This window comes from Serratia sp. MF1(2023), from assembly GCF_030954545.1.
Taxonomy (GTDB): domain Bacteria; phylum Pseudomonadota; class Gammaproteobacteria; order Enterobacterales; family Enterobacteriaceae; genus Serratia; species Serratia sarumanii.
The window spans coordinates 125,780-149,658 of sequence record NZ_JAVHUX010000022.1; the positions used below are offsets into that span (position 1 = coordinate 125,780).

Annotated in this window: 26 protein-coding genes and 2 pseudogenes; 9 read left to right on the forward strand and 19 right to left on the reverse strand. The window is 62.9% G+C overall.

The genetic code is table 11. The annotated features are described in order from the left end of the window. Window positions 1-86 precede the first annotated feature (86 nt). A pseudogene (locus REA38_RS13670) lies at window positions 87-856 on the forward strand (N-formylglutamate amidohydrolase). 76 nt (window positions 857-932) lie between these two features. Next, window positions 933-1,646, forward strand: coding sequence for a flagellar brake protein (locus REA38_RS13675; protein WP_033634639.1), 714 nt, complete (start codon window positions 933-935; stop codon window positions 1,644-1,646). Window positions 1,647-1,689: 43 nt separating this feature from the next. Here the strand turns inward: REA38_RS13675 and pdxY are convergent, their stop codons facing one another. The 3 genes from pdxY to REA38_RS13690 are packed head-to-tail and all read right to left on the reverse strand — an operon-like array spanning window position 1,690 to window position 3,503. Further along, the gene (pdxY, locus tag REA38_RS13680) at window positions 1,690-2,532 is read right to left on the reverse strand and encodes a pyridoxal kinase (RefSeq protein WP_033653079.1); all 843 of its coding nucleotides are present in this window, start codon (window positions 2,530-2,532) and stop codon (window positions 1,690-1,692) included. Between the two features lie 3 nt (window positions 2,533-2,535). Then, on the reverse strand, window positions 2,536-3,252 hold the full coding sequence (locus REA38_RS13685; RefSeq protein ID WP_308886044.1) for a glutamine amidotransferase: 717 nt from the start codon (window positions 3,250-3,252) through the stop codon (window positions 2,536-2,538). Beyond that, window positions 3,249-3,503, reverse strand: coding sequence for a hypothetical protein (locus REA38_RS13690; protein ID WP_033634636.1), 255 nt, complete (start codon window positions 3,501-3,503; stop codon window positions 3,249-3,251). The genes REA38_RS13685 and REA38_RS13690 overlap by 4 nt, the downstream gene beginning before the upstream one ends. Before the next feature lie 66 nt (window positions 3,504-3,569). On the opposite strand from REA38_RS13690, the gene REA38_RS13695 reads away from it, so the two are divergent. Beyond that, a complete protein-coding gene (locus REA38_RS13695) occupies window positions 3,570-4,874 on the forward strand; it encodes an aminotransferase class I/II-fold pyridoxal phosphate-dependent enzyme (protein ID WP_308886045.1) in 1,305 nt (434 codons plus the stop codon). On the opposite strand, the gene REA38_RS13700 is transcribed toward REA38_RS13695, so the two are convergent. The 5 genes from REA38_RS13700 to REA38_RS13720 form a co-directional block, all read right to left on the reverse strand. Beyond that, window positions 4,871-5,857, reverse strand: a complete 987-nt coding sequence (locus REA38_RS13700) for an MsnO8 family LLM class oxidoreductase (RefSeq protein ID WP_308886047.1) — start codon at window positions 5,855-5,857, stop codon at window positions 4,871-4,873. The genes REA38_RS13695 and REA38_RS13700 overlap by 4 nt on opposite strands. Window positions 5,858-5,995: 138 nt before the next feature. Beyond that, window positions 5,996-6,832 carry a D-alanyl-D-alanine endopeptidase gene (gene pbpG, locus REA38_RS13705; RefSeq protein WP_308886048.1) on the reverse strand — a complete coding sequence of 279 codons (837 nt, stop codon included), beginning with the start codon at window positions 6,830-6,832 and terminating at the stop codon, window positions 5,996-5,998. A gap of 93 nt (window positions 6,833-6,925) precedes the next feature. After that, complete coding sequence (gene nudI, locus REA38_RS13710; protein ID WP_033634632.1) at window positions 6,926-7,351, reverse strand: nucleoside triphosphatase NudI; 426 nt, start codon at window positions 7,349-7,351, stop codon at window positions 6,926-6,928. Window positions 7,352-7,471: 120 nt separating this feature from the next. Further along, window positions 7,472-8,386 carry a polyphosphate kinase 2 gene (ppk2, locus tag REA38_RS13715; protein ID WP_033648410.1) on the reverse strand — a complete coding sequence of 305 codons (915 nt, stop codon included), beginning with the start codon at window positions 8,384-8,386 and terminating at the stop codon, window positions 7,472-7,474. A gap of 26 nt (window positions 8,387-8,412) precedes the next feature. Further along, window positions 8,413-10,023 (reverse strand): inorganic phosphate transporter, encoded by a 1,611-nt coding sequence (locus tag REA38_RS13720; protein ID WP_197750479.1) that lies wholly within the window; start codon window positions 10,021-10,023, stop codon window positions 8,413-8,415. Between the two features lie 186 nt (window positions 10,024-10,209). Between REA38_RS13720 and REA38_RS13725 the strand changes: the two genes are divergently transcribed. Further along, complete coding sequence (locus REA38_RS13725) at window positions 10,210-11,238, forward strand: transporter (RefSeq protein WP_308886051.1); 1,029 nt, start codon at window positions 10,210-10,212, stop codon at window positions 11,236-11,238. Here the strand turns inward: REA38_RS13725 and REA38_RS13730 are convergent, their stop codons facing one another. The 9 genes from REA38_RS13730 to REA38_RS13770 all read right to left on the reverse strand — a co-directional run bounded on the left by REA38_RS13730 (window position 11,239) and on the right by REA38_RS13770 (window position 18,670). Continuing rightward, window positions 11,239-11,772, reverse strand: a complete 534-nt coding sequence (locus tag REA38_RS13730; RefSeq protein WP_038880195.1) for an SRPBCC family protein — start codon at window positions 11,770-11,772, stop codon at window positions 11,239-11,241. Window positions 11,773-11,775: 3 nt separating this feature from the next. Beyond that, window positions 11,776-12,123, reverse strand: a complete 348-nt coding sequence (locus REA38_RS13735; RefSeq protein ID WP_004938187.1) for a helix-turn-helix transcriptional regulator — start codon at window positions 12,121-12,123, stop codon at window positions 11,776-11,778. Between the two features lie 81 nt (window positions 12,124-12,204). Beyond that, window positions 12,205-13,431, reverse strand: a complete 1,227-nt coding sequence (locus tag REA38_RS13740; RefSeq protein WP_041035231.1) for a Zn-dependent hydrolase — start codon at window positions 13,429-13,431, stop codon at window positions 12,205-12,207. Then, entirely contained in the window at window positions 13,428-13,919 is a 492-nt protein-coding gene (locus REA38_RS13745; RefSeq protein WP_308886052.1) for an L-2-amino-thiazoline-4-carboxylic acid hydrolase, read from the reverse strand. Before REA38_RS13745 ends, REA38_RS13740 begins: the two co-directional genes overlap by 4 nt. Before the next feature lie 18 nt (window positions 13,920-13,937). Next, window positions 13,938-15,047, reverse strand: a complete 1,110-nt coding sequence (locus tag REA38_RS13750) for a branched-chain amino acid ABC transporter substrate-binding protein (RefSeq protein ID WP_373275680.1) — start codon at window positions 15,045-15,047, stop codon at window positions 13,938-13,940. 76 nt (window positions 15,048-15,123) lie between these two features. Continuing rightward, entirely contained in the window at window positions 15,124-15,837 is a 714-nt protein-coding gene (locus REA38_RS13755) for an ABC transporter ATP-binding protein (protein ID WP_197802135.1), read from the reverse strand. Next, window positions 15,830-16,600 (reverse strand): ABC transporter ATP-binding protein, encoded by a 771-nt coding sequence (locus REA38_RS13760; RefSeq protein ID WP_047567335.1) that lies wholly within the window; start codon window positions 16,598-16,600, stop codon window positions 15,830-15,832. Before REA38_RS13760 ends, REA38_RS13755 begins: the two co-directional genes overlap by 8 nt. Next, window positions 16,597-17,709 (reverse strand): ABC transporter ATP-binding protein, encoded by a 1,113-nt coding sequence (locus tag REA38_RS13765; RefSeq protein ID WP_033648403.1) that lies wholly within the window; start codon window positions 17,707-17,709, stop codon window positions 16,597-16,599. The genes REA38_RS13760 and REA38_RS13765 overlap by 4 nt, the downstream gene beginning before the upstream one ends. Before the next feature lie 10 nt (window positions 17,710-17,719). After that, window positions 17,720-18,670: a branched-chain amino acid ABC transporter permease gene (locus REA38_RS13770; RefSeq protein ID WP_047567337.1), complete on the reverse strand. Its 951-nt coding sequence runs from the start codon at window positions 18,668-18,670 to the stop codon at window positions 17,720-17,722. A 169-nt stretch (window positions 18,671-18,839) separates the two neighbouring features. On the opposite strand from REA38_RS13770, the gene REA38_RS13775 reads away from it, so the two are divergent. Next, window positions 18,840-19,772, forward strand: a complete 933-nt coding sequence (locus tag REA38_RS13775) for a LysR substrate-binding domain-containing protein (RefSeq protein WP_039565997.1) — start codon at window positions 18,840-18,842, stop codon at window positions 19,770-19,772. Further along, window positions 19,741-19,893, forward strand: a complete 153-nt coding sequence (locus REA38_RS13780; RefSeq protein WP_235369263.1) for a hypothetical protein — start codon at window positions 19,741-19,743, stop codon at window positions 19,891-19,893. The genes REA38_RS13775 and REA38_RS13780 overlap by 32 nt, the downstream gene beginning before the upstream one ends. Here REA38_RS13780 and REA38_RS13785 read toward each other — a convergent pair. After that, window positions 19,890-20,480 carry a TetR/AcrR family transcriptional regulator gene (locus REA38_RS13785; protein WP_039565999.1) on the reverse strand — a complete coding sequence of 197 codons (591 nt, stop codon included), beginning with the start codon at window positions 20,478-20,480 and terminating at the stop codon, window positions 19,890-19,892. The two genes, REA38_RS13780 and REA38_RS13785, sit on opposite strands and share 4 nt — an antisense overlap. Before the next feature lie 141 nt (window positions 20,481-20,621). On the opposite strand from REA38_RS13785, the gene REA38_RS13790 reads away from it, so the two are divergent. The 3 genes from REA38_RS13790 to REA38_RS13800 are packed head-to-tail and all read left to right on the forward strand — an operon-like array spanning window position 20,622 to window position 23,488. Next, window positions 20,622-21,677 carry a sugar phosphate isomerase/epimerase gene (locus tag REA38_RS13790; RefSeq protein WP_039566001.1) on the forward strand — a complete coding sequence of 352 codons (1,056 nt, stop codon included), beginning with the start codon at window positions 20,622-20,624 and terminating at the stop codon, window positions 21,675-21,677. A gap of 25 nt (window positions 21,678-21,702) precedes the next feature. Then, window positions 21,703-22,599, forward strand: a complete 897-nt coding sequence (locus REA38_RS13795; protein WP_039566003.1) for an alpha/beta fold hydrolase — start codon at window positions 21,703-21,705, stop codon at window positions 22,597-22,599. Next, window positions 22,586-23,488 (forward strand): alpha/beta hydrolase, encoded by a 903-nt coding sequence (locus tag REA38_RS13800; protein ID WP_308886053.1) that lies wholly within the window; start codon window positions 22,586-22,588, stop codon window positions 23,486-23,488. Before REA38_RS13795 ends, REA38_RS13800 begins: the two co-directional genes overlap by 14 nt. A gap of 32 nt (window positions 23,489-23,520) precedes the next feature. Here REA38_RS13800 and REA38_RS13805 read toward each other — a convergent pair. Continuing rightward, a pseudogene (locus REA38_RS13805) lies at window positions 23,521-23,879 on the reverse strand (IS4 family transposase); the annotation flags it as partial.

The window sequence follows — 23,879 nt, forward strand, 5'->3', positions numbered from 1 at the left end:
TGCCTTTTTGATCTAAGCACGACCTTGGGGCCGGCGACGGGATAGCGCTACGATAAACGTTTTGCTTTCCACCGCCGGAGCCCGTCATGCCTCACTCGTTTATCCCGCCGTTATTGTCCGCCGACGACCCCTCTGCCGCCGCCGTTGAAATCCCGCGCGGCAAAGCGCCCTTTTTGCTGCTGTGCGATCACGCCGGCAAGGCGATCCCGCAATCCCTCGGCGACCTCGGTTTGCCGCCGGGGGAGATCGAACGCCACATCGCGCGCTGAGCGTGTCGCGCCATCTGAGCCGCCAATTGGACGCCACGCTGATCCACCAGCGTTACTCACGGCTGGTGATCGACTGCAACCGGGCGCCCGGCATCGCCAGCTCGATCCCGCATTTGTCCGAGCTGACGCCGATCCCCGGCAATATCGGTATCGACGCCGAGCACGCGCTGGCGCGCGAGCGCGAGGTGTTTTTGCCGTATCACCACGCCATCGACGATCATCTGGGGCAACGCCAACTGCGCGAACTGCCGACGGCGGTGATCGCCATGCACAGTTTCACGCCGGTGTTCAAAGGGGCATCGCGCCCCTGGCAGGTGGGGCTGCTGTTTAACCGTTACCCGGAATTTGCCCATCTGCTGGCCGAGCTGCTGCGCGAAGAGGGAGATTTGCAGGTGGGGATCAACGAACCCTATGCGATGACCGATGCCACCGACTACACGTTGCCGGTCCATGCGGAACGCCGCGGTTTGCCTTATGTCGGCATCGAAATCCGCCAGGATCTGATCGCCGACGAACGTGGGCAACAGGCGTGGGCGAAACGTTTCGCACGCCTGCTGCCGCAGGCCTGGCAGCGCTGGCAAATTTGACTTTAGGAATATTCCCAGAGATGATAACCGTAAGGAATACGTAATACGTCATTAGAAAAAAAGTCAGGAGAGACGTGTGGAGCACAGCGATAACGGACTGTTTATCAAACGGGAGCGTTTTGAAGTTCTGGCGATTCTGCGTGAAATTTGCAAACAACGCACGCCGCTGCGCGTAGAAAATCAGCAGCACCGGTTTCAAAGTCTGTTATTGAGCGTCGGGCCGGACAATATCGTGTTTAGCGGTGAGGAAGCGGAAAACGCCATCGACGGTGCCTGCACCATCGTGATTGAAAGCAACGACGCCAAAATCGAGTTTTCCGTCGGCCAGGCGGAGCTGACCGAACATCAGGGCGTCCAGGCCTGCTCGACCCGGCTGCCGCAGGAGTTGGTTTACATCCAGCGCCGCCGCCAGTTCCGCATCACCACGCCGCACTGGCGCCAATTCTTCTGTACCGGCGAATACCCGAACGGCACGCCTTATGAGCTGCGGATCCACGATCTGTCCGCCGGCGGCGTCGGTTTGCGTTTCGACGGCCCGCTGCCGGATTTCTTCCAGCCGGGCCTGCAGTTCAAGAAAGCGGAGTTGGATTTGGGCAGCTACGGCAGCTTCAAGGTCAACATGGAGCTGGTGGTAGTCAACGACGATCAGGAAACCGACGATAACGATCAGGTGGTGCACTTCTCGCGCCTGTCGTGCCGTTTCCTCAAGCTGGGGCTGGCGATGGAGCGCAAAATTCAAAGCGCGGTGTTCGCCTTCGAGCTGGATTTCAACAAAAAGAAAAAACGCTGATATTTATCAGGGGCGGCACGCTGCCCCTGACTCTCCACTGGCCTTACGGCTGTAACGCCCGCAGGCTGCCGATCTCTTCCCAACCGAAATGCGCCGCTTCGGCCAGCACGTCGCACACTTCGCCGCCGGCGGCGACCACGGCCGCGTCAAGCGCGGCGCCGTGCAGCAGATGGCTCACCAGCAGTGCGGCGAACAGATCGCCGGTGCCTTTGACCGCCGATTTGACCTTCGGATGGGTAAAGCACTGCGTTTCCTGCCGGGTGACCAGCATCAATCCCACTTCGTCTTCGTGCTGCGCCACGCCCGGCGCGCTGGTGACCAGCACCCATTCGGTGGTGTCGTTCAACAGCGCCTGCGCGGCGTGCTGCGTCTGCTCTTGGCTGCTCAGTTGCCGGCCGCACAGCTGCTCCAGTTCGAAACCGTTCGGCGTCAGGCCGTTGGCCAGCCGCAGGAACGGTGAGCGATAGCAGTTGACGATGCGCTCATCCACGTAGATCCCTTCCCCGTAATCGCCCATCACCGGATCGATATAGATCTTTATCTGCGGATTGAGGGCGCGCACCCGCTGCAGCCAGTTGGCCAGAATATGGCACTGCATCACGTCACCCAGGTAGCCGACGATCACCGCCCGGGCGCGCTTCATCACGCCGCGGGCGATCAGATCGTCGAGAAAGCCGCCGAACCACTCGCCGGAGATGACGCCGCCGTGCGGCTTGCCGTAATAGGGCGGGCAGCCGAACAGCACGCTGGGCACCTGCAGCGCTTCCAGCCCTTTTTTCAGCAGGGCGCGGTAGGCGATGCCGTTGCCGACGCTGCCGTAGACCACCTGAGATTGAATGCTGATCACGTCGATGGACGGTGATCGCAAGGGTGAAGTCTGTTGCATGAGTTACATCCTTGGTTCGTTATTATCCAGCCAGCGGGCGAACACCTGCCGCGCGCGCTGTTCCAGCTGTACGCCGTGGCGCGCCGCCTGTTCGCGCAGGCTCTGGGGCGCGATGCCGGCCAGTTCCAGTTCGCAGGCATGGCCAATCAGCCAGCGTTCGATATCGCGATGATCCGCCTCCAGATGGAACTGCAGGCCGAGCGCGAACCCCTGATAGTCGAAGGCCTGATGCGGGCAAACCGCCGTACCGGCCAGGCAGCGGGCACCCTCCGGGATCTTGAACATATCACCGTGCCAATGCAGCACCGGCGTATCGGCCAGCGGTGCCAGCACCGAGTCGTCTTGCGCCGTGAGCGTGGTCAGCGGGGCGAAACCAATCTCTTTGACGCCGAGCGAGATCACGTCGGCGCCCAACGCCTGGGCGATCACCTGCGCGCCGAGACACACCCCAAGGGTCGGCCGCCGCTGCGCCAGCCGCTGTTTGACCAGCGCCAATTCATGGTCGAGAAAATCATAGCGCTGCGCGCCGGAAAAGTGTTGGGCGGCGCTGATCGGCCCGCCGAGCACCACCAACAGATCGGTCTCTTCATTATTGATAGCACGAATATCATCGCGGCCGGCATCGTAATAGTCGATCTGATAGCCGCGCAGCGAGAGCAGGGAACCGAGGATGCCCAGGTTTTCAAAATTGATGTGTCGAATGGCGACGGCTTTCTTCATTGTTTAACCTCGTGAGCGTGGGTGAACGGCGTCAGCGCCAGCGACTCGCCCAGCACCGCGATGCCTTGCGCGCCGCTCTGGTAGACGATGCGGCGTTCGCTGACCTGGCTGAGCTGCACCTGATAACCCTGCGCGGCCGGGAACAGCGCGCACGCCTGCTCCAGCTGATCGGCCGCCCAGGGGGTGAACATCTGCAGGCGGGCAAAGGCCTTTCCTGCATACTGAATGTCGAGCACGTAATGTTTATCCATGGAACCCCTTACTTTTGGCCGCGGAAGCTGTTAATCTATTTTGAACTAGTACAAAAGGATTTATGTATGACTTCATTGTATGCAAAAGGCGGCGGCGCTGTCCAGATTGCCGAGCAGATCGCCGCACGCATCAAAGACGGCACGCTGCGGCCGGGCGAACTGTTGCCGCCGGTACGCCAGCTGGCGGCGGAGCTGGAGGTCAATCCGAATACCGTCGCCAGCGCATACGCCCGATTGCGCGATGCCGGTCTGGTGGCGACGCGCGGGCGGGCGGGAACGGTGGTGCTGGAGCCGCCGCTGGCGGCGGTGAGTGCGGCCTATGCGCCGCGCCAAGTGCCGGCGGGGATGTGCGATCTGGCCAGCGGCAATCTCGATGCCGCATTGTTGCCGGCGTTGGCGCTGGGCGCGGCGGAGGCGTTCCCGCAGCAAAACGGCTATGACATCAGTGGCGATCTGCCGGTATTGACCGGCCTGGGGCGCGAGTGGCTCGGCCGCCAGGGCGTCACGCTGGGGGAACCGGCGGTGTTCTCCGGCGCGCTGGACGCGATGGAAAAGGCGCTGCGCTGCCATATGCAGCCGGGCGCGGCGGTGTGGGTGGAAGATCCCTGCTGGCCGCCGCTATTGACGCTGCTGCGCCACCTGCGTCTGCGGCCGCTGCCGCTGGCGATGGATGAACAGGGGGGGCGGTTGCCGGAAAGCGGAGCGGCGGGCGCGGTGATCCTGACGCCGCGTGCCCACAATCCGACCGGCGCCTCGCTCTCTGCGCAACGCGCGCAGCAGTGGCGGCGTTTTCTCAGCGCGAATCCGCAGTGTCTGGCGATCGTCGACGACTTCTGGGGGCCGCTGTCGCAGCAGCCGCTGCATCTGCCGTTCGATGGCGATCGCGGGCTGTACGTGCTGTCGCTGAGCAAGTTTCTCAGCCCGGATTTGCGCATCGCGCTGGCCTGCGGCAACCCGACGTTGCTGCAGGCAATGCGCGCCGATCAGTACATCAGCGAGCGCTGGGTCAGCCATATCTTGCAGCAGATCGCCGCCAGACTGTGGGGGCAGGCTTTGCAGGAAGGGCAGCTGCAGCGGGCGCAGCAGGCGTATCAGGCCAGAAGGGATGAACTGGTGCAACGGTTCAACGCGCTGAATCACACGGCGCTGGCGGTAGGTGAAGGGCTGCACCTGTGGTTGCCGGTGCGGTCGGAAACCGCCGCTGCGCAGCTGATGGCGCAGCGGGGGTGGCTGGTGCAGGGCGGCGAGCCTTTTCGTCTGAAGAGCGATCCTGCGATCCGCGTCAGCCTGGCCAACGTGGCGCCGGCGCAACTGGCGCCTCTGGCGCAGGATCTGGCCGACGCCATGCGGGCCAGCGCGGCGATCAACTAGGCCGGCGTCAGGCTCTCCTCCGCCAGCAGCTGCAGTGAGGTGAGCCGGGCGCTCGGTTCGCCGATCGGCGTGTCGATGATGAACTCGTCCACGCCGTACCGCTGCTGCAGCTGCGCCAGTTGTTGATGCACCTGCGGCGCGGTGCCGAGCAGGATATGGCTTTCCCGCGGCTCGATGCGGTAGTCGGTGGCGCCGGCCTGCTGCACGAAACTCTCGGCCTGCGCCAGGCTGCCGACGGTCACGCTCTGCTCACCGGCGACGTGGACGCGGTATTGCTGTATATCCGCCGCCAGCGCCGCGGCCTGTTCCGCGCTTGGCGCCGCGATCGCCGCTACCGCCAGCAGCGCCTTGCGGCCGCCGCTGTGTGCGGCGTAGTGCGCCAGCGCTGCGCTGATATCTTGCGGATTGCCGTTCAGATGCGCGGCGAACACGAAAATCCAGCCGGATTCGGCCGCCAGCGCCGCGCTCTCTTTGCTGGCGCCGAGCAGAAAGCGCTGGGCAGCATGCGGCGGCAGCGGCGTGGCGCTCAGGCCGGGCTCGGCGTCGTCGTTCAGATAGGCGGTCAGCTGCGACAGCTGCTGCGGGAAAGCCGGCTTGTGTTGCCGGTCATGGGCAGCCTGCAGCGCCTGGGTGGCGAGCGGCAGGCCGCCGGGCGCTTTGCCCACCCCGAGATCGACGCGCCCCGGCGCCAACGCCGCCAGCAGGTTAAAGTTTTCGGCCACCTTGTAGGCGCTATAGTGTTGCAGCATCACGCCGCCGGAGCCGATGCGAATGCGCGACGTCTGGCCGAGCAGGTAGCCGATCAGCACTTCCGGCGACGGGCAGGCGAGCTGCGGCGTGTTGTGGTGCTCCGCCAGCCAGAAACGCCGATAGCCCCAGCGTTCCGCCTGTTGCGCCAGATGCAGCGTGCGCGCCAGCGCCTGGGCGGCGCTTTCCCCGTCGGCGATCGGACTCTTTTCCAATACGCTCAAGGCATAAGCCATTTTCCCGCTCCTTTCCTCATTAGATATGCCTGACAAATACCATGCGGGCGGCGCGCGCCTTAATACTGATTGGCGATAGGATATTCCATTGATCCAAAACGAATTTGGATATGCGCAGATCGGTAAAGCGCCGCGCTATTATCCTTCGAGCCAGGCCTTCAGACGAATGGCGTCACGGTAGTGGCCGTAGCGCGACTGCGCGCCGAGCAGGATCATCACCAACGGCTGCCCTTTGATGGTGGTGCGCATCACCAGGCAGTGGCCGGCCTCGTCGGTAAAGCCGGTTTTCTGCAGCTGGATCTTCCAGGCTGGGTTGTTGATCAGGCCGTTGGAACTGCGGTAGACCAACTGGCCTCGGCCAGGACGCACGATCTGCTGCTTGTCGGTGCTGAAGCGGCGAATCGATTGATAGCGATAGGCGTGATTGACCATCTTCAGCAGATCGTTGGCGGTCGCCACATTGCGCGGCGTCAGCCCGGTCGGATCGTAGAAGCGTGCGCGTTTCATACCGATGGTGCGCGCTTTCTGATTCATTTTCGCCACGAAGGCCTTGCGTCCGCCGGGATAGCTGCGGCTCAGCGCCGCAGCGGCGCGGTTCTCCGAAGACATCAGGGCGATGTGCAGCATGTCGCGGCGGCTGAGCACCGAGCCGATGGTCAGGCGCGAGTGGGTTTTCTTCAGCAGATCGCGATCGGCGGCGGTGACTTTCAGCCTGCTGCCCATCGGGCGTTTGCTGTCCAGGGCGACCATGGCGGTCATCAGCTTGGTGAGCGAGGCGATCGGCAGCACGCGGTTCGGCTGCTTCTGATAGAGCGTCTTTCCGGTGCGTTGATTGACGACCAGCACCGATTTGGCGTTCAGCACCAGCGGCGGCGCAGCGGCATGCACGGGCGCCAAAACGAACAGCAGGCTGAACAGGAGGGCGGCGCCGAAGCGCCGGGCGGGCAGACGGAGAAAAGCGTGAGATAAAAGCATAACGGCGGCAATAGTGACCCTAAGTGATTAAAAAATATCAAAAGAGTCTGCCCGGCAAATGTGAAGAAAATAGGGCGATAATCGCTCAAACTGTTACAACAATCCCTTTTGTTGCAGCGTGAAGCGGGTGGCCTCGTTCAAATCGTAGTCCGCGAGACGCTCGCGCGGCACCCAGGCGTAGTCGTCGAACTCGTCGTTGATCGTCACGTCGCGGTTGGCGGCATGGCAGTCGAAAATCAGGTAAATCATGTAGATTTGCTCCCGGCTGCCGTCGGCATAGGTTTTGATGCGCACGTCGTCGCGGAAGGTCCAGGGCGTGATGCTGTCGAGGATCAGCGCGGCGCCCAGCTCTTCGCGCACTTCGCGCCGCAGTGCCTGTTCTATCTGTTCACCCGGCTCGACGCCGCCGCCGGACAGCGCCCACTGGCCGGGGAACACGCCCTTGTGCGCCGCCATTTTGCACAGCAGGAAGGCGTTATCGTTTTCAATCAGCGGGCAGACAATGATGCGCTGGCGCATGGAAGACTCCTGTCAAAATGGAAAGCAACCACTTTAACATGGGGTTTAGCCCCTTAGCGTGAGAGAAATCAAAGCGTTGTATTAGCGCAGAGAAGCGGTAGCCGCCTCTCTGCGCTAAGGTCAGTAGATTTCCGGCACCACCATGTTGTCCGGCACCGGGCTACGGTGGTATTCCGGGCTGCGTTTGCGCTGCGGCAGCGTGATGACGTTGCCTTCGGCTTCCTCATAAGGCACCTGCTGCAACAGGTGGGTGATGCAGTTCAGACGGGCCTTTTTCTTGTCGACGCCCTGAACCACCCACCAGGGCGCTTCGGCAATGTTAGTGCGCGCTAACATGATTTCTTTGGCCTCGGTGTAGTCCTCCCAGCGGCGGCGGCTTTCCAGATCCATTGGGCTGAGCTTCCACTGCTTGAGCGGATCGTGAATGCGGCTGAGGAAACGCAGCTCCTGCTCCTCATCGGTGATTGAAAACCAGTATTTGACGATTTGGATGCCGCTGCGCGTCAGCATTTTTTCGAATTCCGGCACGCTGCGGAAAAACTCCTCATACTCTTCGTCGTTGCAAAAGCCCATCACGCGCTCCACGCCGGCGCGGTTATACCAGCTGCGGTCGAACAGCACCATTTCACCGGCGGCCGGCAGATGCGCGATATAACGCTGAAAATACCACTGGGTGCGTTCGCGATCGTTCGGCGCCGGCAGCGCCGCCACGCGGCAGGTGCGCGGGTTGAGGCGCTGGGTGATGCGCTTGATCACGCCGCCCTTGCCGGCGGCGTCGCGGCCTTCGAAGATGATCACCAGCCGGTGGCCGGTGCGCATCACCCAATCCTGCAGCTTCACCAGCTCGCCCTGCAGGCGCAGCAACTCGCGGAAGTATTGCTTGCGCCAGGCTTTCTTCGCGTCGCTGTCGACTTCTGCCGCGTCGAAGCGCAGGTCGTCCAGCTCCATTTCCAGCTCTTCGTCGTAGCTGTCGTAAAACTCTTGCAGCAGGCGCTGGTTGAAACCGTCATCGCGGTTGACTTCATGCATGGTCATCAGATTTTCTCCGTATCGGCCCGGTGTTAGAAATGGTTGAAGATCCAGTACAGCACCGCCGACAGCAGCACCGAGGCCGGCAGGGTTAGCACCCAGGCCATCAGCAGATTGCGCAGGGTGGCCATCTGCAGCCCGGAGCGGTTGGCGGCCATGGTGCCGGCGATGCCGGACGACAGGACGTGCGTGGTCGAAACCGGCAAGCCGAAGGCGTCGGCCGCGCCGATGGTGGTCATCGCCACCAGTTCGGCGCTGGCGCCCTGGGCGTAGGTCAGGTGCGATTTACCGATCTTTTCGCCCACCGTCACCACGATGCGGCGCCAGCCGACCATGGTGCCGAGCCCCAGCGCAATCGCCACCACCACCTTCACCCAGAAGGGAATGAAGCGGGTGGCGTTGTCGAGTTCGCCCTTCAGCGCGTCGAGGTTGCGCTGCGCGTCGGGATTGATCTGCAGCTGATGCTCTGCCTTCAGGTGCTTGATGGTCTCGGACGCCAGATACATGTCGTTGCGGGTGTTCGACACCGCCTGCGCCGGGATCTTGTCGACCGAGCCGTACTGACGGATTTGATCGCCGATCGCGCCGGCCAGCTGCGCCAACGCCGGCACCACCTCCGGCGTCAGCTCGCTGGTGCGCACATAGCCGGTCAGCACCTCGCGCGGCGGCGTTTGGCCGCCGGCCGGGAACTGGCGCAGCAGCTGGTTTTGGGTCACCTCCGCCAGCGCCGCCACCCGGGGAATCTGCTCCGGCGGCATCGAACGGTTCAGGGCGTAGGCGATCGGCATGGTGCCCACCAGGATCAGCATGATAAGGCCCATGCCTTTCTGGCCGTCGTTGGAACCGTGGGCGAAGGAAACGCCGGTGCAGGTGAGGATCAGCAGCCCGCGGATCCACAGCGGCGGCGGGGTATTGCCCTTAGGGGCGCTGTACAGCTGGCGGTTCTTGACGAACAGCTTCAGCGCCAGCAGCAGCAGGCCGGCGAACACGAAGCCGATCACCGGCGACAGCAGCAGCGCGTAGCCCACCTTGATCGCCTGGCCCCAGTCCACGCCGCTGGTGCCGGTACGGCCGTGGATCAGGGCGTTGGCTACGCCGACGCCGATAATCGAGCCGATCAGCGTATGCGACGACGAGGCGGGCAGCCCGAGCCACCAGGTGCCGAGGTTCCAGATGATGGCGGAGAACAGCAGGGCGTACACCATGGCGAAACCGTTGCCGGTGCCGGCCTGCAGGATCAGCTCGACCGGCAGCAGCGAAATGATGCCGAAGGCCACCACGCCGCTGGAGAGCAACACGCCGAGAAAGTTGAAGAAACCGGACCACACCACGGCGATCATCGGCGAAAGCGAGTGGGTGTAAATCACCGTCGCGACCGCATTGGCGGTATCGTGGAAGCCGTTGACGAATTCAAAGCCCAGCGCAATCAATAGCGCCAGCCCCAATAATAAAAACGGAACGTAACTGGTATAGACGGCGCCGGCGTCGCTGACGTCGTTAAATAAGTTCACCCCGGCGAACGCGATCCCCAGAATTAATAAGAACACAAAAAAAAGAACAGTGAGTCGACTGTTCTTTTGATGCAGTTTGGGCAGGCTGGAGGCGGCCGGCATGTCCGGTTGAACGGCGCTGTTATCGCTCATAATGACCTTCCTGAGAGGATTGGATGCGGTAGCTGTCGCCTGAAAAGTATTCTGAATGAATGTGGCTTTTTTATGACGAAAATATTAATCATCGGGAACGGCGAAAATCATTAACGCCGATAAATAAAGATTGTTATAACAGCGGGGACGGTCTTGGGTTAACGGCAACAGGCAGGATAGGGCGTTATGGTGCAACGGTTAGCGGAAAAGATGCACAAGCTGGATTTTGATGATGAAGTGACCGGGCTGATCTACGGCCATGTGTTTCGTTCCTGTGAGCCGCCGAGGCGCCTGAACTCGCAGCAGATCTGCCAGGCCTATCAGACGTTGCCGCCCGGCGACGGTTTTATCTGGCTGCACCTCAATCTCAACCACGCGGCGGCGGAGAAGTGGTTGAAAAATCATTTCGCCATTTCCGATTTTTTCTTCCACGAGATTCGCCACGGTTCGCACACCACGCGCATTGAGCGCCAGGGCGACGATCTGTTCGCGGTGCTCAACGATGTGATCTTCCACCCCGAGGACAGCAACCCGGAAACGGCGACGCTGTGGCTCTATTGCTGCCGCGGGCTGGTGGTGACCGTGCGCCATAAACCGGTGCAGCTGATTGAACGGCTGCTCGGCCGCCTGACGGCGCTGCAGCTGGCCTCGTCTACCGAACTGCTGGCGCACCTGCTGGAAGAGCAGGAGGACGTGCTGGAGCAGGTGGTGCGGCAGGCCAACCAGTATGTCGATACCATCGAGGATCGCCTGCTGACGCGCCGCGTCAAACGCAATCGCACCGAGCTGGGGCGCATGCGCCGCATGCTGCTGCGCTTTCAGCGCCTGTTGGCGCCCGAACCGGCCGCGCTGTTTCGCCTGTTGAACCGGCCGCCGACCTGGCTGAGCCGTGAGGTGGTGCAGGATCTGCGGCAGTTTACCGAAGAGTTCACCGTGGTGTTGAACGATCTCGCCAGCCTGACCGAACGCATCCGGCTGCTGCAGGAGGAGCTGGGCGCCAAGCTGATGGAGCAGAACAACCGCACGCTCTACACGCTGACGGTAATCACCGTGCTGGCGCTGCCGATCAATATCGTCGCCGGTTTCTTCGGCATGAACGTGGGGGGGATCCCGCTGGCCAGCAATCACCACGGTTTTATCCTGCTGGTGTTGCTGGTCGGCAGTTTTACGCTGATCGCCGGTTATCTGGCGTTCAGGCGCAGGGACGAGTCGTAATTACAGGCGGGCGCGGTACTCTTCTTCCAGCCGGGCATGGGTGCTCCAGAACGGCTGCGGTGCCCGATCGTGCAGACGATCCAGCAGGATATCCAGATGGGTGTGCCAGCCGCCGGCGACGCTGAGCATCTCGTCGCGGTTGGCCAAGCGCCGGTGGGTGACCGTCAGCAGCACGGCGCTTCCCTGTTCCGTCAGTTCGAAGGTCACCTCGGAAGGGCGACCCTGATCCTGTTCGGCCCAGGTAAAGCTCAGCAGGCGCGGCGGGAACAGGCAGGTGATGTGGCCGCGGTTGCTGACGCAGCCGCCGTGCTGTTTGTACTTGGCCGGCGGGGGTTCGTGCTCGCCCGCCAGATCGGAGTTGCGAAATTCCAGCTCCAGCGGCGCGCCGTTCTCCAACGTCATGGCGCCGGCCGCCAGCCAGGTGGCGCGCTTGTCGGATTCGGTCAGGTAAGCCCACACCCGCTCGATGGGGCCGGGCAGCAGCCGCTGGATGCGCAGCGTACCGGGTTCGATAATCATGCCGTAATCATTCATGGTTCACTCCTTGGGAGGAAGCTGTTCGGGCTGCAGCAGCGCCTGTTCGAGCGCATCCAGCCGTTCAGTCCAGAAATGTTCATAGGTTTGCAGCCAGTGCATGGCCTGCGCCATAGGCTCGGGTTCGAGCCGGCAGATATGGTTTCTTCCTTGCACGGTGCGTTGCACCAGGCCCGCATGTTCCAGTGCTTTCACGTGCTTGGAGGCGCCGGCGAACGACATCTGCAGCGGCGCGGCCAGTTCGCCGATGCTGCGCTCACCGCCGGCCAGCGCGCGCAACATCGAGCGGCGGGTCGGGTCGGCCAGCGCATGAAAAATGGCGTCCAGCTGTGAGGAAGATAATTCAACCATATGGTTGAATATAGAACAGGTGGGCTAATATTCAACCGTTTTGTTGAATATTTTTTGCCCCGGCGAAAACCGGGGCGGGGATCAGGCGCCGGCGTGCGCCAGCAGGGCGTTCAGCAACACGTCGGCGCCGGCGGTTGCCCAGGCGGGGGTGATGTCTTCCCGCTCGTTGTGGCTGATGCCGTCCACGCAGGGAATGAAAATCATGGCGGTTGGGGCGACGCGGTTAAGGTAACAGGCATCGTGGCCGGCGCCGGAAATCATGTCACGATGGCGGTAGCCCAACGCTTGCGCGGCATGACGTACGCTGTCGATGCAGCCCCGATCAAAAGCGATCGGGGGATACTGGAAAATGCGCTCGGCGCGAGCGGTCAGGCCGCCGCCGTTGACGTGGTTTACCGCCGCCAGCAGGCGCTGCTCCATCTGTTCCAGAATTGACTCCTGCGGATGGCGGAATTCGACGCTGAAAAAGACCCGGCCCGGCACCACGTTGCGTGAATTGGGGGTAATTTGCGCCATGCCCACCGTGGCGCGCGCGTCGGGCGCGAAATCCCAGCCGATGCGGTTGACCGCCGTCACCAGCTCGGTGAAGCCCAGCAGGGCGTCGCGGCGGCGATCCATCGGCGTGGTGCCGGCGTGGGCGCTGAAGCCGACGACCTCCAGCTCGTACCAGCGCTGCCCCTGTGCGGCGGTTACCACGCCGATGTCGAGGTGCTCCGCTTCCAGAATCGGCCCCTGTTCGATGTGCAGCTCGAAGGCGGCATGGATCGGCGTGCCGCCCACCGGGTGTTCGCCGGCGTAGCCGATGCGTTCCAGCGCGTCGCCGAGGCTGACGCCGTGCTCGTCGCGGCGCGTCAGACCGTATTCCAGCTCGAAGACCCCGGCGAACACGCCGGAGGCGATCATCGCCGGCGCGAAGCGAGCGCCTTCTTCGTTGGTCCAGTTGATCACTTCAATCGCGCGTTCGGTGACGATCTGCCGATCGTTAAGGCTGCGAATCACCTCCAACCCGGCCAGCACGCCGTAGATGCCATCGAAACGGCCACCGCGGGGCTGCGAGTCGCCGTGAGAACCGGTGACCACCGGCGCCAACTCGGGGCGGGCGCCTTCGCGGCGCAGGAACATGTTGCCCATTCGATCGACGCGCACGCTGCAACCGGCCTCCAGCGCCCACAGGCGCAGCTGGTCGCGCGCCTGGCGATCCTCTTCGCTGAGCGCCAGGCGGGTGACGCCGTTGTCGGCGATGGCGCCGAACTGCGCCATCGCGTGCAGGCTTTGCCACAGGCGCTCGCCGTTGACCCGATACGTCATTGTTCTTCTCCCGGCGTTTTGGCGGTGTAGCGGAAATCGCAGCAGGGGGCGCCGGACATGATGGTTTGGCTGCGCTGCAGCTCGACCTCCGGCGCATAGCCGACGATAAACTGGCTGTCGCGCGCGCAGGAGAGCAGGTGGCCGATTTCCCCCAGCCCCATCTCGTGGTACATCTCGGCGTAGCGGCAGCGGGTGACGTTATAGTCGAAGTGTTGTTCGTCCTGGTTGATCACCTCAACGCGCAGCGCGTCGTCTTTTTCCCACAGATACTGCAAGGCGGCGAAGCTGCGCAGATCCGCGCTGTTCGGTTCCTGTGCGGCGAAGTGTTTGCCCGCCGCGATGGCTGCGTTCTCGATGGCTTCGCCGATCACCGCCTGAGCGCGCGCTTTGCCGATTTCACGCACCAGGATCTGGTAGATCGGTTTGATGATCTCCGCTTCGATCTTTCTGCGGGCCAAAATGCCCAACTCGTTGTTTGCACAGCTCATCGCCTTGCTCCTCTTGATTTATTGTGGTTTGGCGCCGCCCAACACGGTTTGCGGCTGCCATTTGCCGTCCACTACCCGGTACAGGGTGAAGCTCGGCTGTTGCAGGTTGCCCTGCGCATCGAAGGCGATGGCGCCGGTCACGCCCTGATAATGGATGGCGCGCAGTTTCGGCAGGTAATCGGCCGGATTGGCCGAGCCGGCCTGTTCAATGGCGGCGATCAGCACCCGGGTGGCGTCGTAGGCGAAGGGCGCATGCAGTTCGATGTGGGTGCGATAACGGTCGCGGTAGGCTTGTTCAAACGCCTTGCCGCCCGGCATCTGTTCCAGCGGCAGCCCCGGCTCCAGCGCGACGACGCCTTCGCCTTCACGCTGCGCCAGCGTCAGGAAGGTCTGGCTGACAAAGCCGCCTGCGCCCATCAGCTGCGCGTTCATGCCCAGCTGTTTCAGTTTGCGCGCCAGGGGTGCCGCCTGGGAGTCCACGCCGCCGAAGAAGATCAGATCGGCGTTTTTGCTGCGCACGGTGGTCAGCACGGCGCTGAAATCGACGGTCTTGTCGTCGACGTATTCGCGGGTGACCGGCTGCACGCCCTGGGCCTGCAGCGATTTGATGAACTCGTCCGCCAGGCCCTGGCCGAAGGCGGTGCGATCGTCGATCACCGCGATGCGCTGGGCTTTCAGCGTTTTCACCGCATACTGCCCGGCATAGTTGCCGCCGTCGTCGTCATGGCCCATCACGCGGAAGCTGGTGTCAAAGCCTTGTTGCGTGTAGCCGTGGCCGGTGGCGACCGGCGCCACCTGGGCGATGCCGGCGTCGTGATAGATGCGCGCCGCCGGGATGCTGGTGCCGGTGTTCCAGTGGCCGACCACGCCGGCGACGCCTTCGTCGACCAAACGCTGCGCGACGGCCACGGCGGTGCGCGGATCGGACTGATCGTCCTCGGACAGCAATTTGAAGGTGACCGGTTTGCCGTTCAGCGTCGGCTTTTGCGCGTTGGCGTCGGCGATCGCCAGCCGCGCGCCGTTTTCGAGATCTTTGCCGATGCGCGCGGAAGGGCCGGTCAGCGGCCCGGCCAGGCCGATCAGCACGGTGTCGTCCGCCAGCGCCGGGAGGCTCAGGATCATCGTCATGGCGGCCAGCGCCAACGGCTTGATGCGAAAGTTCTGCTGCATGTCATACTCCTGGTGCGGTTAAAGGTAACAACGGTTATTCACCCAAATAGATCTGTTTGATTTTTTCATCGTCCAGCATGTCGGCGGAGCGGCCGCTGTGGCTCAGGCTGCCGCTGTCCAGCACATAGGCGCGATCGGTGGATTCCAGCGCCAGGCGGGCGTTTTGCTCGACCAGCAATAGCGTGACGCCGTCACGTGCCAGCTGTTTGATGACCGAAAAAATGGCTTCTACCACAATCGGCGCCAGCCCCATCGACGGCTCGTCCAATATCAACAGGCGCGGGCGGCTGAGCAGCGCGCGGGCCATCGCCACCATCTGCTGTTCGCCGCCCGAAAGCAGCCCGGCCGGTTGGTTCAGGCGCTCGTTCAGGCGCGGGAAGGTGGCGCATACCCGTTCGAAATCGTGCCGCACCGCCGGTTTGTCACGGCGCGCATAGGCGCCCAGCTGCAGGTTTTCTCGCACCGTCAGGCGGGTGAAAATGCCGCGACCTTCCGGCACCATCACCAGCCCCTGTTGCAGCAAGCGGTGCGGCGCCATGCCGCGAATCGAACGGCCGTCGAACAGGATGTCGCCCTCGAACGGCTGCAGCCCGGTCAGCGCGCGCAGGCTGGAGGTCTTGCCCGCGCCGTTAGCGCCGATCAGCGTGACCTGTTCGCCGGCGTTGACCGTAAAATCGATGCCTTTGACCGCATGAATGCCACCGTAGGACACTTTGAGTCGTTTAACGCTCAGCAGGGCTTCAGACATGCGCGCCACCTCCCAGATAGGCCTGAATGACCGCTGGTTCACGCCGAACCTGCGCCGGTTCGCCTTCGGCGATCGCTTTGCCGTAGTCCAGCACCGTCAGGCGATCGCACAGGCCCATCACCAGCTTGACGTCGTGTTCGATCAACAGCAGCGTTTTGCCGCTGTCGCGAATGCGCAGCAGCAGCTCGCGCAGCGCCACTTTTTCTCCGGCGTTCATGCCGGCCGCCGGTTCGTCCAGCGCCAGCAGCCGGGGTTCGGTCGCCAGCGCGCGGGCGATCTCCAGGCGGCGCTGATGACCATAGGCGAGATCGCCGGCGCGGTAATGGGCGAATTGGCCGATGCCGACGTACTCCAGCAGCGCATGGGACTTATCGCGCACCGCCTGTTCCTCCTCCCTGGCGCGGCGGTGGCGGGCGATCGCCGCCCACAGGCCGTTGCGGGTGCGCACGTGGCAGCCGACCATCACGTTTTCCAGCACGCTCATTTCGTTGAACAGCCGCAGGTTCTGGAAGGTGCGGGCGATGCCGGCCTGCGCCACTTTATCGATCGCCTGGGGCCTATAGCGCTGGCCCGACAGGCGGAATTCGCCCGCGTCGGCGCGATACAGACCGGTGATCAGATTGAAGCAGGTGGTCTTACCGGCGCCGTTCGGCCCGATCAGGCCGTAGATTTCCCCCTGGCGGATGCTCATGCTGACGTCATCCACCGCCGTCAGGCCGCCGAAGCGTTTGCTGACGTGATTTAAAGTGAGCAAAGGCGTCATGCGGCGTTCCCCCTTATATGGCGTGCCGGCCACAGGCCCGCCGGGCGATACAGCATCACCAGGATCAGCGCCAGGCCGTAAAACAGTTGGCGAATGATTTCCGGGTCGATCAGCACCTGGCCGAACAGCGCCTGCTGTAGCGGCCCCATGCTGCTGCGCAGCAGCTCCGGCAGGGCGGCCAGCAGCAGCGCGCCCAGGATCACCCCGGGGATGTGCCCCATGCCGCCGAGCACCACCATCGCCAGGACGGCGATCGATTCCTGCAGGGTGAACGATTCCGGCGACACGAAGCCCTGAAACGCGGCGAACAGCGCGCCGGCCACGCCGCCGAAGGTGGCGCCGATGGCAAAGGCCAATAGCTTGAAGTTGCGGGTGTTGATGCCCATCGCCCGCGCGGCGTCCTCGTCTTCGCGGATCGCCGTCCATGCGCGGCCAATGCGCGAATTTTGCAACCGCAGGCTGATAAACAGGATCGCCAGCAGCAGGGCGGCGAACAGGTAGTAATAGAGGTACAGACCGGAGAAACGCACGCCGAACCACTCATGCATGCCGGAAAACTTCAGGCCGAACAGGCTGACCGGGTCGATGCCGGAAATGCCTTTGGGGCCGTTGGTGAGGTTGACCGGGCGATCGAGATTGCGCATCAAAATACGTACGATCTCGCCGAAACCGAGCGTGACGATCGCAAGATAGTCGCCGCGCAGCCGCAGCGTCGGCGCGCCAAGCAGAATGCCGCACACGGCCGCCAGCAGCGCCGCCAGCGGGATCAGCCACAGCATCGACAGATGAAGCCCGTCGGGGAACCACTGCAGCAGCAGCGGGAACTGCTGCGTCAGATGCGGTGACGACAGCAGCGCGGCCAGATAGGCGCCAACGGCGTAAAAAGCGATAAAGCCCATGTCCAGCAAGCCGGTCATGCCCACCACGATGTTCAGCCCGAGCGCCAGCATCAGGTACAGCAGGGCGAAGTCGACGACGCGCACCCAGTAGTTGCCGCCGGCGGCGCCCGCAACCCAGGGCGCCAGCAGCAGGGCGAGAATGAACAGCGTCAGCCCCAGCCTGGCGCGCCGAGGCGTGGCCAGGGGAAGCGTGGAAGTTAAAACGGTCATCATGATGTCCTTATGCGCGCGTGGCGATGCGTTCGCCCAACAGCCCGGAGGGGCGGAAGACCAGTACGGCGATCAGCACCAGAAACGCGAAGACGTCCTGGTAGTTGCTGCCGAATACGCCGCCGGTCAGCTCGCCGAGATAGCCGGTGCCCAGCGATTCGAACAGCCCCAGCAGCAAACCGCCGAGCATCGCGCCGCGCAGGTTGCCGATGCCGCCGAGCACGGCGGCGGTAAAGGCTTTGATGCCGGGCAGAAAGCCCATCGAGAAACCGGCGTTGCCGTAGTTGCTGGCCATCATGATGCCGGCTACCGCCGCCAGCGCGCCGCCGAGCGCAAAGGTCAGAACGATGATGCGGTCAGGACTGATGCCCATCAGGCCGGCGACCTGCGGGTTTTCCGCCGTGGCGCGCATGGCGCGGCCGAAACGGCTGTGTTCGACCAGCAGCCAGAGGCCGGCCATGACCACCACGGCTACCGCCAGCGTGACGATCGCGGTGCCGGTGATCACCGCCGGCGCATGTTCGGCGCTGCCTGCGGTCAGGGCGATGGGCGCCATCGGCAACAGCTGCGGAAACATCAGGGGATTGCGTGACCAGATCAGCATCGCCAGGGTTTGCAACAGCAGCGAGACGCCGATGCCGCTGATCAGCGGGGCCAGGCGCGGCGCATTGCGCAACCGGCGATAGGCCAGGCGCTCGATCGCCATCGAGGTGATGGCGCAGACGGCCATGGCTAACAGGGCCGCCAGCAGCAGCGTGGCGTAGGGCGATAGCGCGGGAAAATGATGCTGCAACACGCCGATCGCCGACAGCGCGCTGAGCGCCCCGACCATCAGCACGTCGCCATGCGCGAAGTTGATGATGCGCAGGATGCCGTACACCATGGTGTAGCCGAGCGCGATCAGCGCATAGATGCTGCCGAGCATCAAACCGTTGACGGTCTGCTGTACCAGCGTATCCATAAGGAGAGTCCGGAGATAATGAGTCAGGAGGCTCACAGTAGAGAATTTAAAAAAATTGTAAAATACGGAAAAATACTTTCTTATACAAAAAACGAGTGATTTTAATTTGTTGATTTTTATGTATATTAAATAAATCCTCTCTCCGTGACTTCCATAAAACAATAGATATATGAAAAAAACAGAACAGTATGATGAGCCGTTGCCGATGCTGCCGAACGATCCGCCGCTGCGCGCCGTGCGGGCGTTCGAAGCCATCGCGCGCCTGGGCAGCATCAGTGCGGCGGCGAAGGAGCTGATGATTTCGCCTTCGGCGGTCAGCCATCAGCTGAAAACGCTGGAGGCGTTTTTGCAGATGCCGCTGACAGAACGGCAGGGACGTCATCTGGTGCTGCGCAGCGAGGGGCGGGAGTATTACCGTTCGATCCGCTCGGCGTTTAACGTGCTGCGCCAGGCGACCGAACACGTGCGCGAGCAGTCCGCATCGCGGCAGGTCACCATCAGCCTGATCCCGCTGTTCGGCATGGGATGGTTCATTCCGCGGCTGCGCGGCTTTCTGCGCGAGAATCCGGATATCGACATCAATGTGGTTTACGCCAACCACCGCAATTACCTGAGCGACGCCGCCGATCTGTCGATCCGCTTCGGGGTTGGGCAGTGGACCGGCTATCGCAGCGAAAAGCTGATGTCCGGCCAAATGGTGCCGGTGTGCAGCCGGGCGTTCAGTAAACTGCACGGTTTGCTCGATACGCCGGATCAGCTGGCGACGCTGCCGCTGCTGCACGACGAGGAGCGCAATACCTGGATGCAATGGTTTCAGCAGGCCGGTGTTAAACGCCCGCTGCGCAGTATCGGCCCGATGTTCGAAGACGGATTGTTGACGCTGGCGGCGGTGCAGGCGGGATTGGGATGCGCGCTGATGCGTGAGCCGTTAATCGCCCACTACCTTGAGAGCGGTGAGTTAATCAAAATGTTCGATCTGCCGATCGACGACGGCCGCGATTATTACCTGTGCGCTCGCCTGGATAGCGAACTGTCGCAGGAGGGCGAAAATCTGCGGCAGTGGCTGCGCCGTGAGGCGGCGGCCCAGAACGCCGGGGCATAATCTGCAACCCGTCGATGCGGCCAACATCAAAGCGCTGCGCATGGGCGCGCGCCGCATTGAGGATGAAGAGCATGATTACGGCGAAGGCGCGCTGGTGATTTTCGATTTGCCGGAAGATTAAGCGTTGCCCAGGGCCGTCAGCGCCACCTTTACCGCCGCCAACAGTCGTGTTTCAGTGACGCCGTCACGCGCCTGAATCGACAGGCCGTGCAGGAAGACCGCGAAAAAGTCCCCCAGGCTGTCGGCGTCGGTGCCGGCCGGCAGTTCGCCGGCTTGCACCGCCTGCCGCAGCCGTTCGACGATCTGCTGGGTGCGCTGCAACCGATGCTCAGCCAGCCAGACTTTGAGCCCGTCGTTTTCCGCACTGACGCTGGCGGCGGAGGAGACCACCATGCAGCCCTGCGGCAGATCCGGCCTGCTGTAGAGCCGCACGGCGTCTTCCAGCAGGCGTTTGATCGCCGGGCGAATGCCGCTTTCCTGCGCGAAGGCGCGATCGGCGAAGCCGCCTTCCGCGGTTTCATAACTGGCGATCGCCTCGCGGAACAGCTGCTCTTTGGAGCCGAACGCCTTGTAGATGCGCGCGGAAGCAATGCCCAATTCCGCCACCAGATCCGACATCGAGGTGCCTTCGTAACCCTGTCGCCAGAATAAGTTTCGCGCCTTCAAGAGCGCCTGTTCGCGGTCGAACTCGCGCGGTCTGCCTGCCATTCGCTGCTCCAATTTGCCTGTCATTCAGCGACATAGGATCGCTTAAATCGGCGGGGAATACCAATGTCTTTATAAATTTCGCTTGCGGTCATCGCGCTTTGCCCCTATTGTTTGTCAATCGACAACCAATAGGAGTTTACGATGAAAACCCTCAAAGGTCCAAGCCTGCATCTCGCGCAGTTCAGCGATGAGACAGCGCCGTTCAACAGCCTGCCCGCCATTGCCGAGTGGGCGGCGCAGACCGGCTTTAGCGCGCTGCAGATCCCGGCCTGGGATCGGCGTTTATTCGACGTGGCCACCGCTGCGGAAAGCCAAACCTACTGCGACGATCTGACCGGCATGTTGGCGGAACAGGGGTTGGTGGTCAGCGAATTGACCAGCCATATCTTCGGCCAGCTGATGGCGGTACACCCGGCTTACGATGCGCTGTTTGACAGCTTCGCGCCGCCGGCGCTGCAGGGCAATCCGCAGGCGCGCGGCGAGTGGGCGCGGCAGCAAATGCTGTTGGCAGTAAAGGCGTCGGCGCGGCTCGGGCTCAGCGAGCTGGGCACCTTTTCCGGTTCGCTGGCCTGGCCCTATCTGTTCCCGTTCCCACAGCGCCCGGAAGGGCTTATCGACACCGCGTTCGACGAGCTCGCCAGGCGCTGGCTGCCGGTGCTTAACGCCTGCGACGAGCAGGGGATCAACCTGTGTTACGAAATTCACCCGAGCGAGGATCTGCACGACGGCGTGACATTCGAAATGTTTCATGAGCGCGTTGGCCATCATCCGCGCTGCCGGGTGCTGTTCGATCCGAGCCATATGGTGCTGCAGCAGCTCAACTATCTGGAGTTTATCGATATCTATAAAGAGGTTATCGGCATGTTCCACGTCAAGGACGCCGAGTTCAATCCGACCGGTCGCCAGGGTATTTACGGCGGCTATCAATCCTGGATCGCTCGCGCCGGCCGCTTCCGCTCGTTGGGCGACGGCCAGGTCGATTTCAACGGCATCTTTTCGCGCCTGACGCAGTACGGTTATTCGGGCTGGGCGGCGCTGGAGTGGGAATGTTGCCTGAAAAATCCGCAGGACGGCGCGCGCGAAGGCGCAGCCTTCATTCGCGATCGCATTATCCGCGTCACCGATAAAGTGTTCGACGACTTCGCCGGCGCGCCGGTCAACCCACAGCAAATCAACGCGTTGCTCGGTATTCGCTGAGCCTAATCCTTCAGGGAGTCACCCCATGCAATACCTACAGAACGAGAGCCCGTTGGCGGATCTCGCGGCGGAACACGTCTATCTCCAGGTCAACGGCCGGCGCCTTCACTGCGTGATGGCCGGTGAAGGGCGGCCGGTGCTGCTGATCCCCGGCTGGCCGCAAACCTGGTACACCTGGCGCCATGTGATGCAAGCGCTGGCGGCGGCCGGTTTTCAGGCGATCGCCGTCGATCCGCCGGGCATCGGCGATTCCGACAAGCCCGCTGGCGGCTACGACACCGGCAGCGTCGGTGCGGCGTTGCACGCGATGATGACGCAACTGGGCCATGAACGTTACCAACTGGTTGGCCACGACATCGGCATGTGGATCGGTTACGCCATGGCGAGCGATTTCCCGCAGGCGGTGGAGCGCCTGGTGCTGACGGAGGCGGTGATCCCCGGGCTGGCGCCGCCGCCGCCGATTTTCGTCGCGCCGGAGGAGAACATCTTCCTGTGGCATTTCATGTTCAACCAGCTGGCGGATTTGCCGGAGACCCTGACCCAGGGGCGTGAGCGGGAATATCTTGGCTATATCTTCAATCGCTGGTCCTATCGGCGCGATCGGGTGGCGGCGCAGGTGTATATCGCTGCTTACTCAGCGCCGGGCGGCCTGCGCGCCGGGTTCGACTATTACCGGGCGATCCCGGAGACCGTGCGGCAGAACCGCCTGCGCGCCGCCACGCCCCTGACGATGCCGGTGTTGACGGTGGGGGCCGAGCACGCGACCGGCGACGCGCCGCTGACGACGCTGCGGGGCAATGCGCACGATCTGCGGGGCGAAACGATCGCCGGCTGCGGGCATTTCATTACCGAAGAGTGTCATGAGGAATTTATTGCACTGATTACGCCGTTCCTGGCAGCAGAGCCACATGCCGCTCGATGAACGCATTGCCGCCTTTTTGACGGCATCGGCCGATGCGCCGCCCCCCGCGTCGCTGGCGGAAATGCGCGCGGCCACGGAAACCGGTTTACGCCAGCTGCAGGGCGAGGCGGAACCGAGCGGCGGCGTCAGGGACTTTACGGTGGTTGCCGCCGATGGGTATCGGATCGCGCTGCGCGCCTATCTCCCGGCGAGGGAAAACCGCGCCGCCGCGCAGCCGGCAATGCTGTTCGCCCACGGCGGCGGCTGGTGCCTCGGTTCGCTGGCGCTGTACGATCGGCCCTGTCAGGCGCTGGCCAACGCCACCGGCCGGGTGATCCTGTCGGTCGACTATCGTCTGGCGCCGGAATACCCGTTTCCGCAGCCGCTGGAAGATGTCTATCGGGTACTCTGCTGGGTGGCGCAACAGGCGCCGCAGTTGGGGATCGACGCGAAGCGCCTGGCGGTGGGCGGCGACAGCGCCGGAGGCAATCTGGCGGCGGCCGTCGCGCTGCTGGCGCGGGATCGCGGCGGCCCGCACATCGAGCGCCAGCTGCTGCTGTACCCGGCGCTCAGCCGCGAGATGACGACGAAGAGCTATTGCGAGTTTGCCGAGGGGTACTTTCTGACGCGCGATGCGATGGTATTTTGTTGGCAGCAGTATCTGGCCCAGCGGCGCGATCCCGGCGCCGAACCGCTGCACGCCGCTACGCTGCGCGGATTGCCGCCGGCCACCATCCTGAGCTGCGAATATGATCCGCTGCGCGATGAGGCCGAGCAGTATGCGCAGCGGCTGCGCGAGGCGGGCGTGCCGATACGCTGCGAACGGTTGCCGGGCATGGTGCATGCCTGCATTCACATGCTGGGGCTGACTCCGGCGGCGCGGCAGCTGTTCGAACTGGCTCGCGAGTAAAAAAAAACCCCGCACTGCGTAATGCTGGTCACTTAAGGGTGGCCAGCAACTTTTTTATCTGGGTATTTCCTGCTTCTGGCTCTGAGCTCTCTCGGATAACTTCGCTCTCTGCGCCCCGGCAACACCAGCCATTTTGCCTGTTCATACAACGTTCTGAGCTCTCCCGGCATCTTGCCCGGAGAGCACCAGGGTAACGTGATTAACAGCCGCGTGATTTCGCTTAGCGCACCACTAAAACTCAGTTGATAAAGCAGGTAATCGCCTTTCAGATGGCTCGCCATGTTGACCATCTGATACCTCACCAGGTTGTATGTCAGTAGGATCCCCCACAGTTCCTGTCTCACCAGGTCCGGCAACCGGCTTCTTAGCGTCCAACGACTGTCCAGCATCC

Bases quoted from the DNA above. Each gene is read 5' to 3' on its own strand.
- REA38_RS13720 (WP_197750479.1), bottom strand. From the start codon at position 10,023: ATGAGCGATAACAGCGCCGTTCAACCGGACATGCCGGCCGCCTCCAGC.
- REA38_RS13765 (WP_033648403.1), bottom strand. From the start codon at position 17,709: ATGACCGTTTTAACTTCCACGCTTCCCCTGGCCACGCCTCGGCGCGCC.
- REA38_RS13755 (WP_197802135.1), bottom strand. From the start codon at position 15,837: ATGTCTGAAGCCCTGCTGAGCGTTAAACGACTCAAAGTGTCCTACGGT.
- REA38_RS13745 (WP_308886052.1), bottom strand. From the start codon at position 13,919: ATGAGCTGTGCAAACAACGAGTTGGGCATTTTGGCCCGCAGAAAGATC.
- REA38_RS13695 (WP_308886045.1), top strand. From the start codon at position 3,570: ATGACTTCATTGTATGCAAAAGGCGGCGGCGCTGTCCAGATTGCCGAG.
- REA38_RS13685 (WP_308886044.1), bottom strand. From the start codon at position 3,252: ATGAAGAAAGCCGTCGCCATTCGACACATCAATTTTGAAAACCTGGGC.
- REA38_RS13785 (WP_039565999.1), bottom strand. From the start codon at position 20,480: ATGGCAGGCAGACCGCGCGAGTTCGACCGCGAACAGGCGCTCTTGAAG.
- REA38_RS13690 (WP_033634636.1), bottom strand. From the start codon at position 3,503: ATGGATAAACATTACGTGCTCGACATTCAGTATGCAGGAAAGGCCTTT.
- pdxY (WP_033653079.1), bottom strand. From the start codon at position 2,532: ATGCAACAGACTTCACCCTTGCGATCACCGTCCATCGACGTGATCAGC.
- REA38_RS13740 (WP_041035231.1), bottom strand. From the start codon at position 13,431: ATGACGTATCGGGTCAACGGCGAGCGCCTGTGGCAAAGCCTGCACGCG.
- REA38_RS13760 (WP_047567335.1), bottom strand. From the start codon at position 16,600: ATGACGCCTTTGCTCACTTTAAATCACGTCAGCAAACGCTTCGGCGGC.
- REA38_RS13775 (WP_039565997.1), top strand. From the start codon at position 18,840: ATGAAAAAAACAGAACAGTATGATGAGCCGTTGCCGATGCTGCCGAAC.
- REA38_RS13730 (WP_038880195.1), bottom strand. From the start codon at position 11,772: ATGAATGATTACGGCATGATTATCGAACCCGGTACGCTGCGCATCCAG.
- REA38_RS13725 (WP_308886051.1), top strand. From the start codon at position 10,210: ATGGTGCAACGGTTAGCGGAAAAGATGCACAAGCTGGATTTTGATGAT.
- pbpG (WP_308886048.1), bottom strand. From the start codon at position 6,832: ATGCTTTTATCTCACGCTTTTCTCCGTCTGCCCGCCCGGCGCTTCGGC.
- REA38_RS13770 (WP_047567337.1), bottom strand. From the start codon at position 18,670: ATGGATACGCTGGTACAGCAGACCGTCAACGGTTTGATGCTCGGCAGC.
- ppk2 (WP_033648410.1), bottom strand. From the start codon at position 8,386: ATGACCATGCATGAAGTCAACCGCGATGACGGTTTCAACCAGCGCCTG.
- REA38_RS13700 (WP_308886047.1), bottom strand. From the start codon at position 5,857: ATGGCTTATGCCTTGAGCGTATTGGAAAAGAGTCCGATCGCCGACGGG.
- REA38_RS13790 (WP_039566001.1), top strand. From the start codon at position 20,622: ATGAAAACCCTCAAAGGTCCAAGCCTGCATCTCGCGCAGTTCAGCGAT.
- nudI (WP_033634632.1), bottom strand. From the start codon at position 7,351: ATGCGCCAGCGCATCATTGTCTGCCCGCTGATTGAAAACGATAACGCC.
- REA38_RS13800 (WP_308886053.1), top strand. From the start codon at position 22,586: ATGCCGCTCGATGAACGCATTGCCGCCTTTTTGACGGCATCGGCCGAT.
- REA38_RS13750 (WP_373275680.1), bottom strand. From the start codon at position 15,047: ATGACGATGATCCTGAGCCTCCCGGCGCTGGCGGACGACACCGTGCTG.
- REA38_RS13735 (WP_004938187.1), bottom strand. From the start codon at position 12,123: ATGGTTGAATTATCTTCCTCACAGCTGGACGCCATTTTTCATGCGCTG.
- REA38_RS13795 (WP_039566003.1), top strand. From the start codon at position 21,703: ATGCAATACCTACAGAACGAGAGCCCGTTGGCGGATCTCGCGGCGGAA.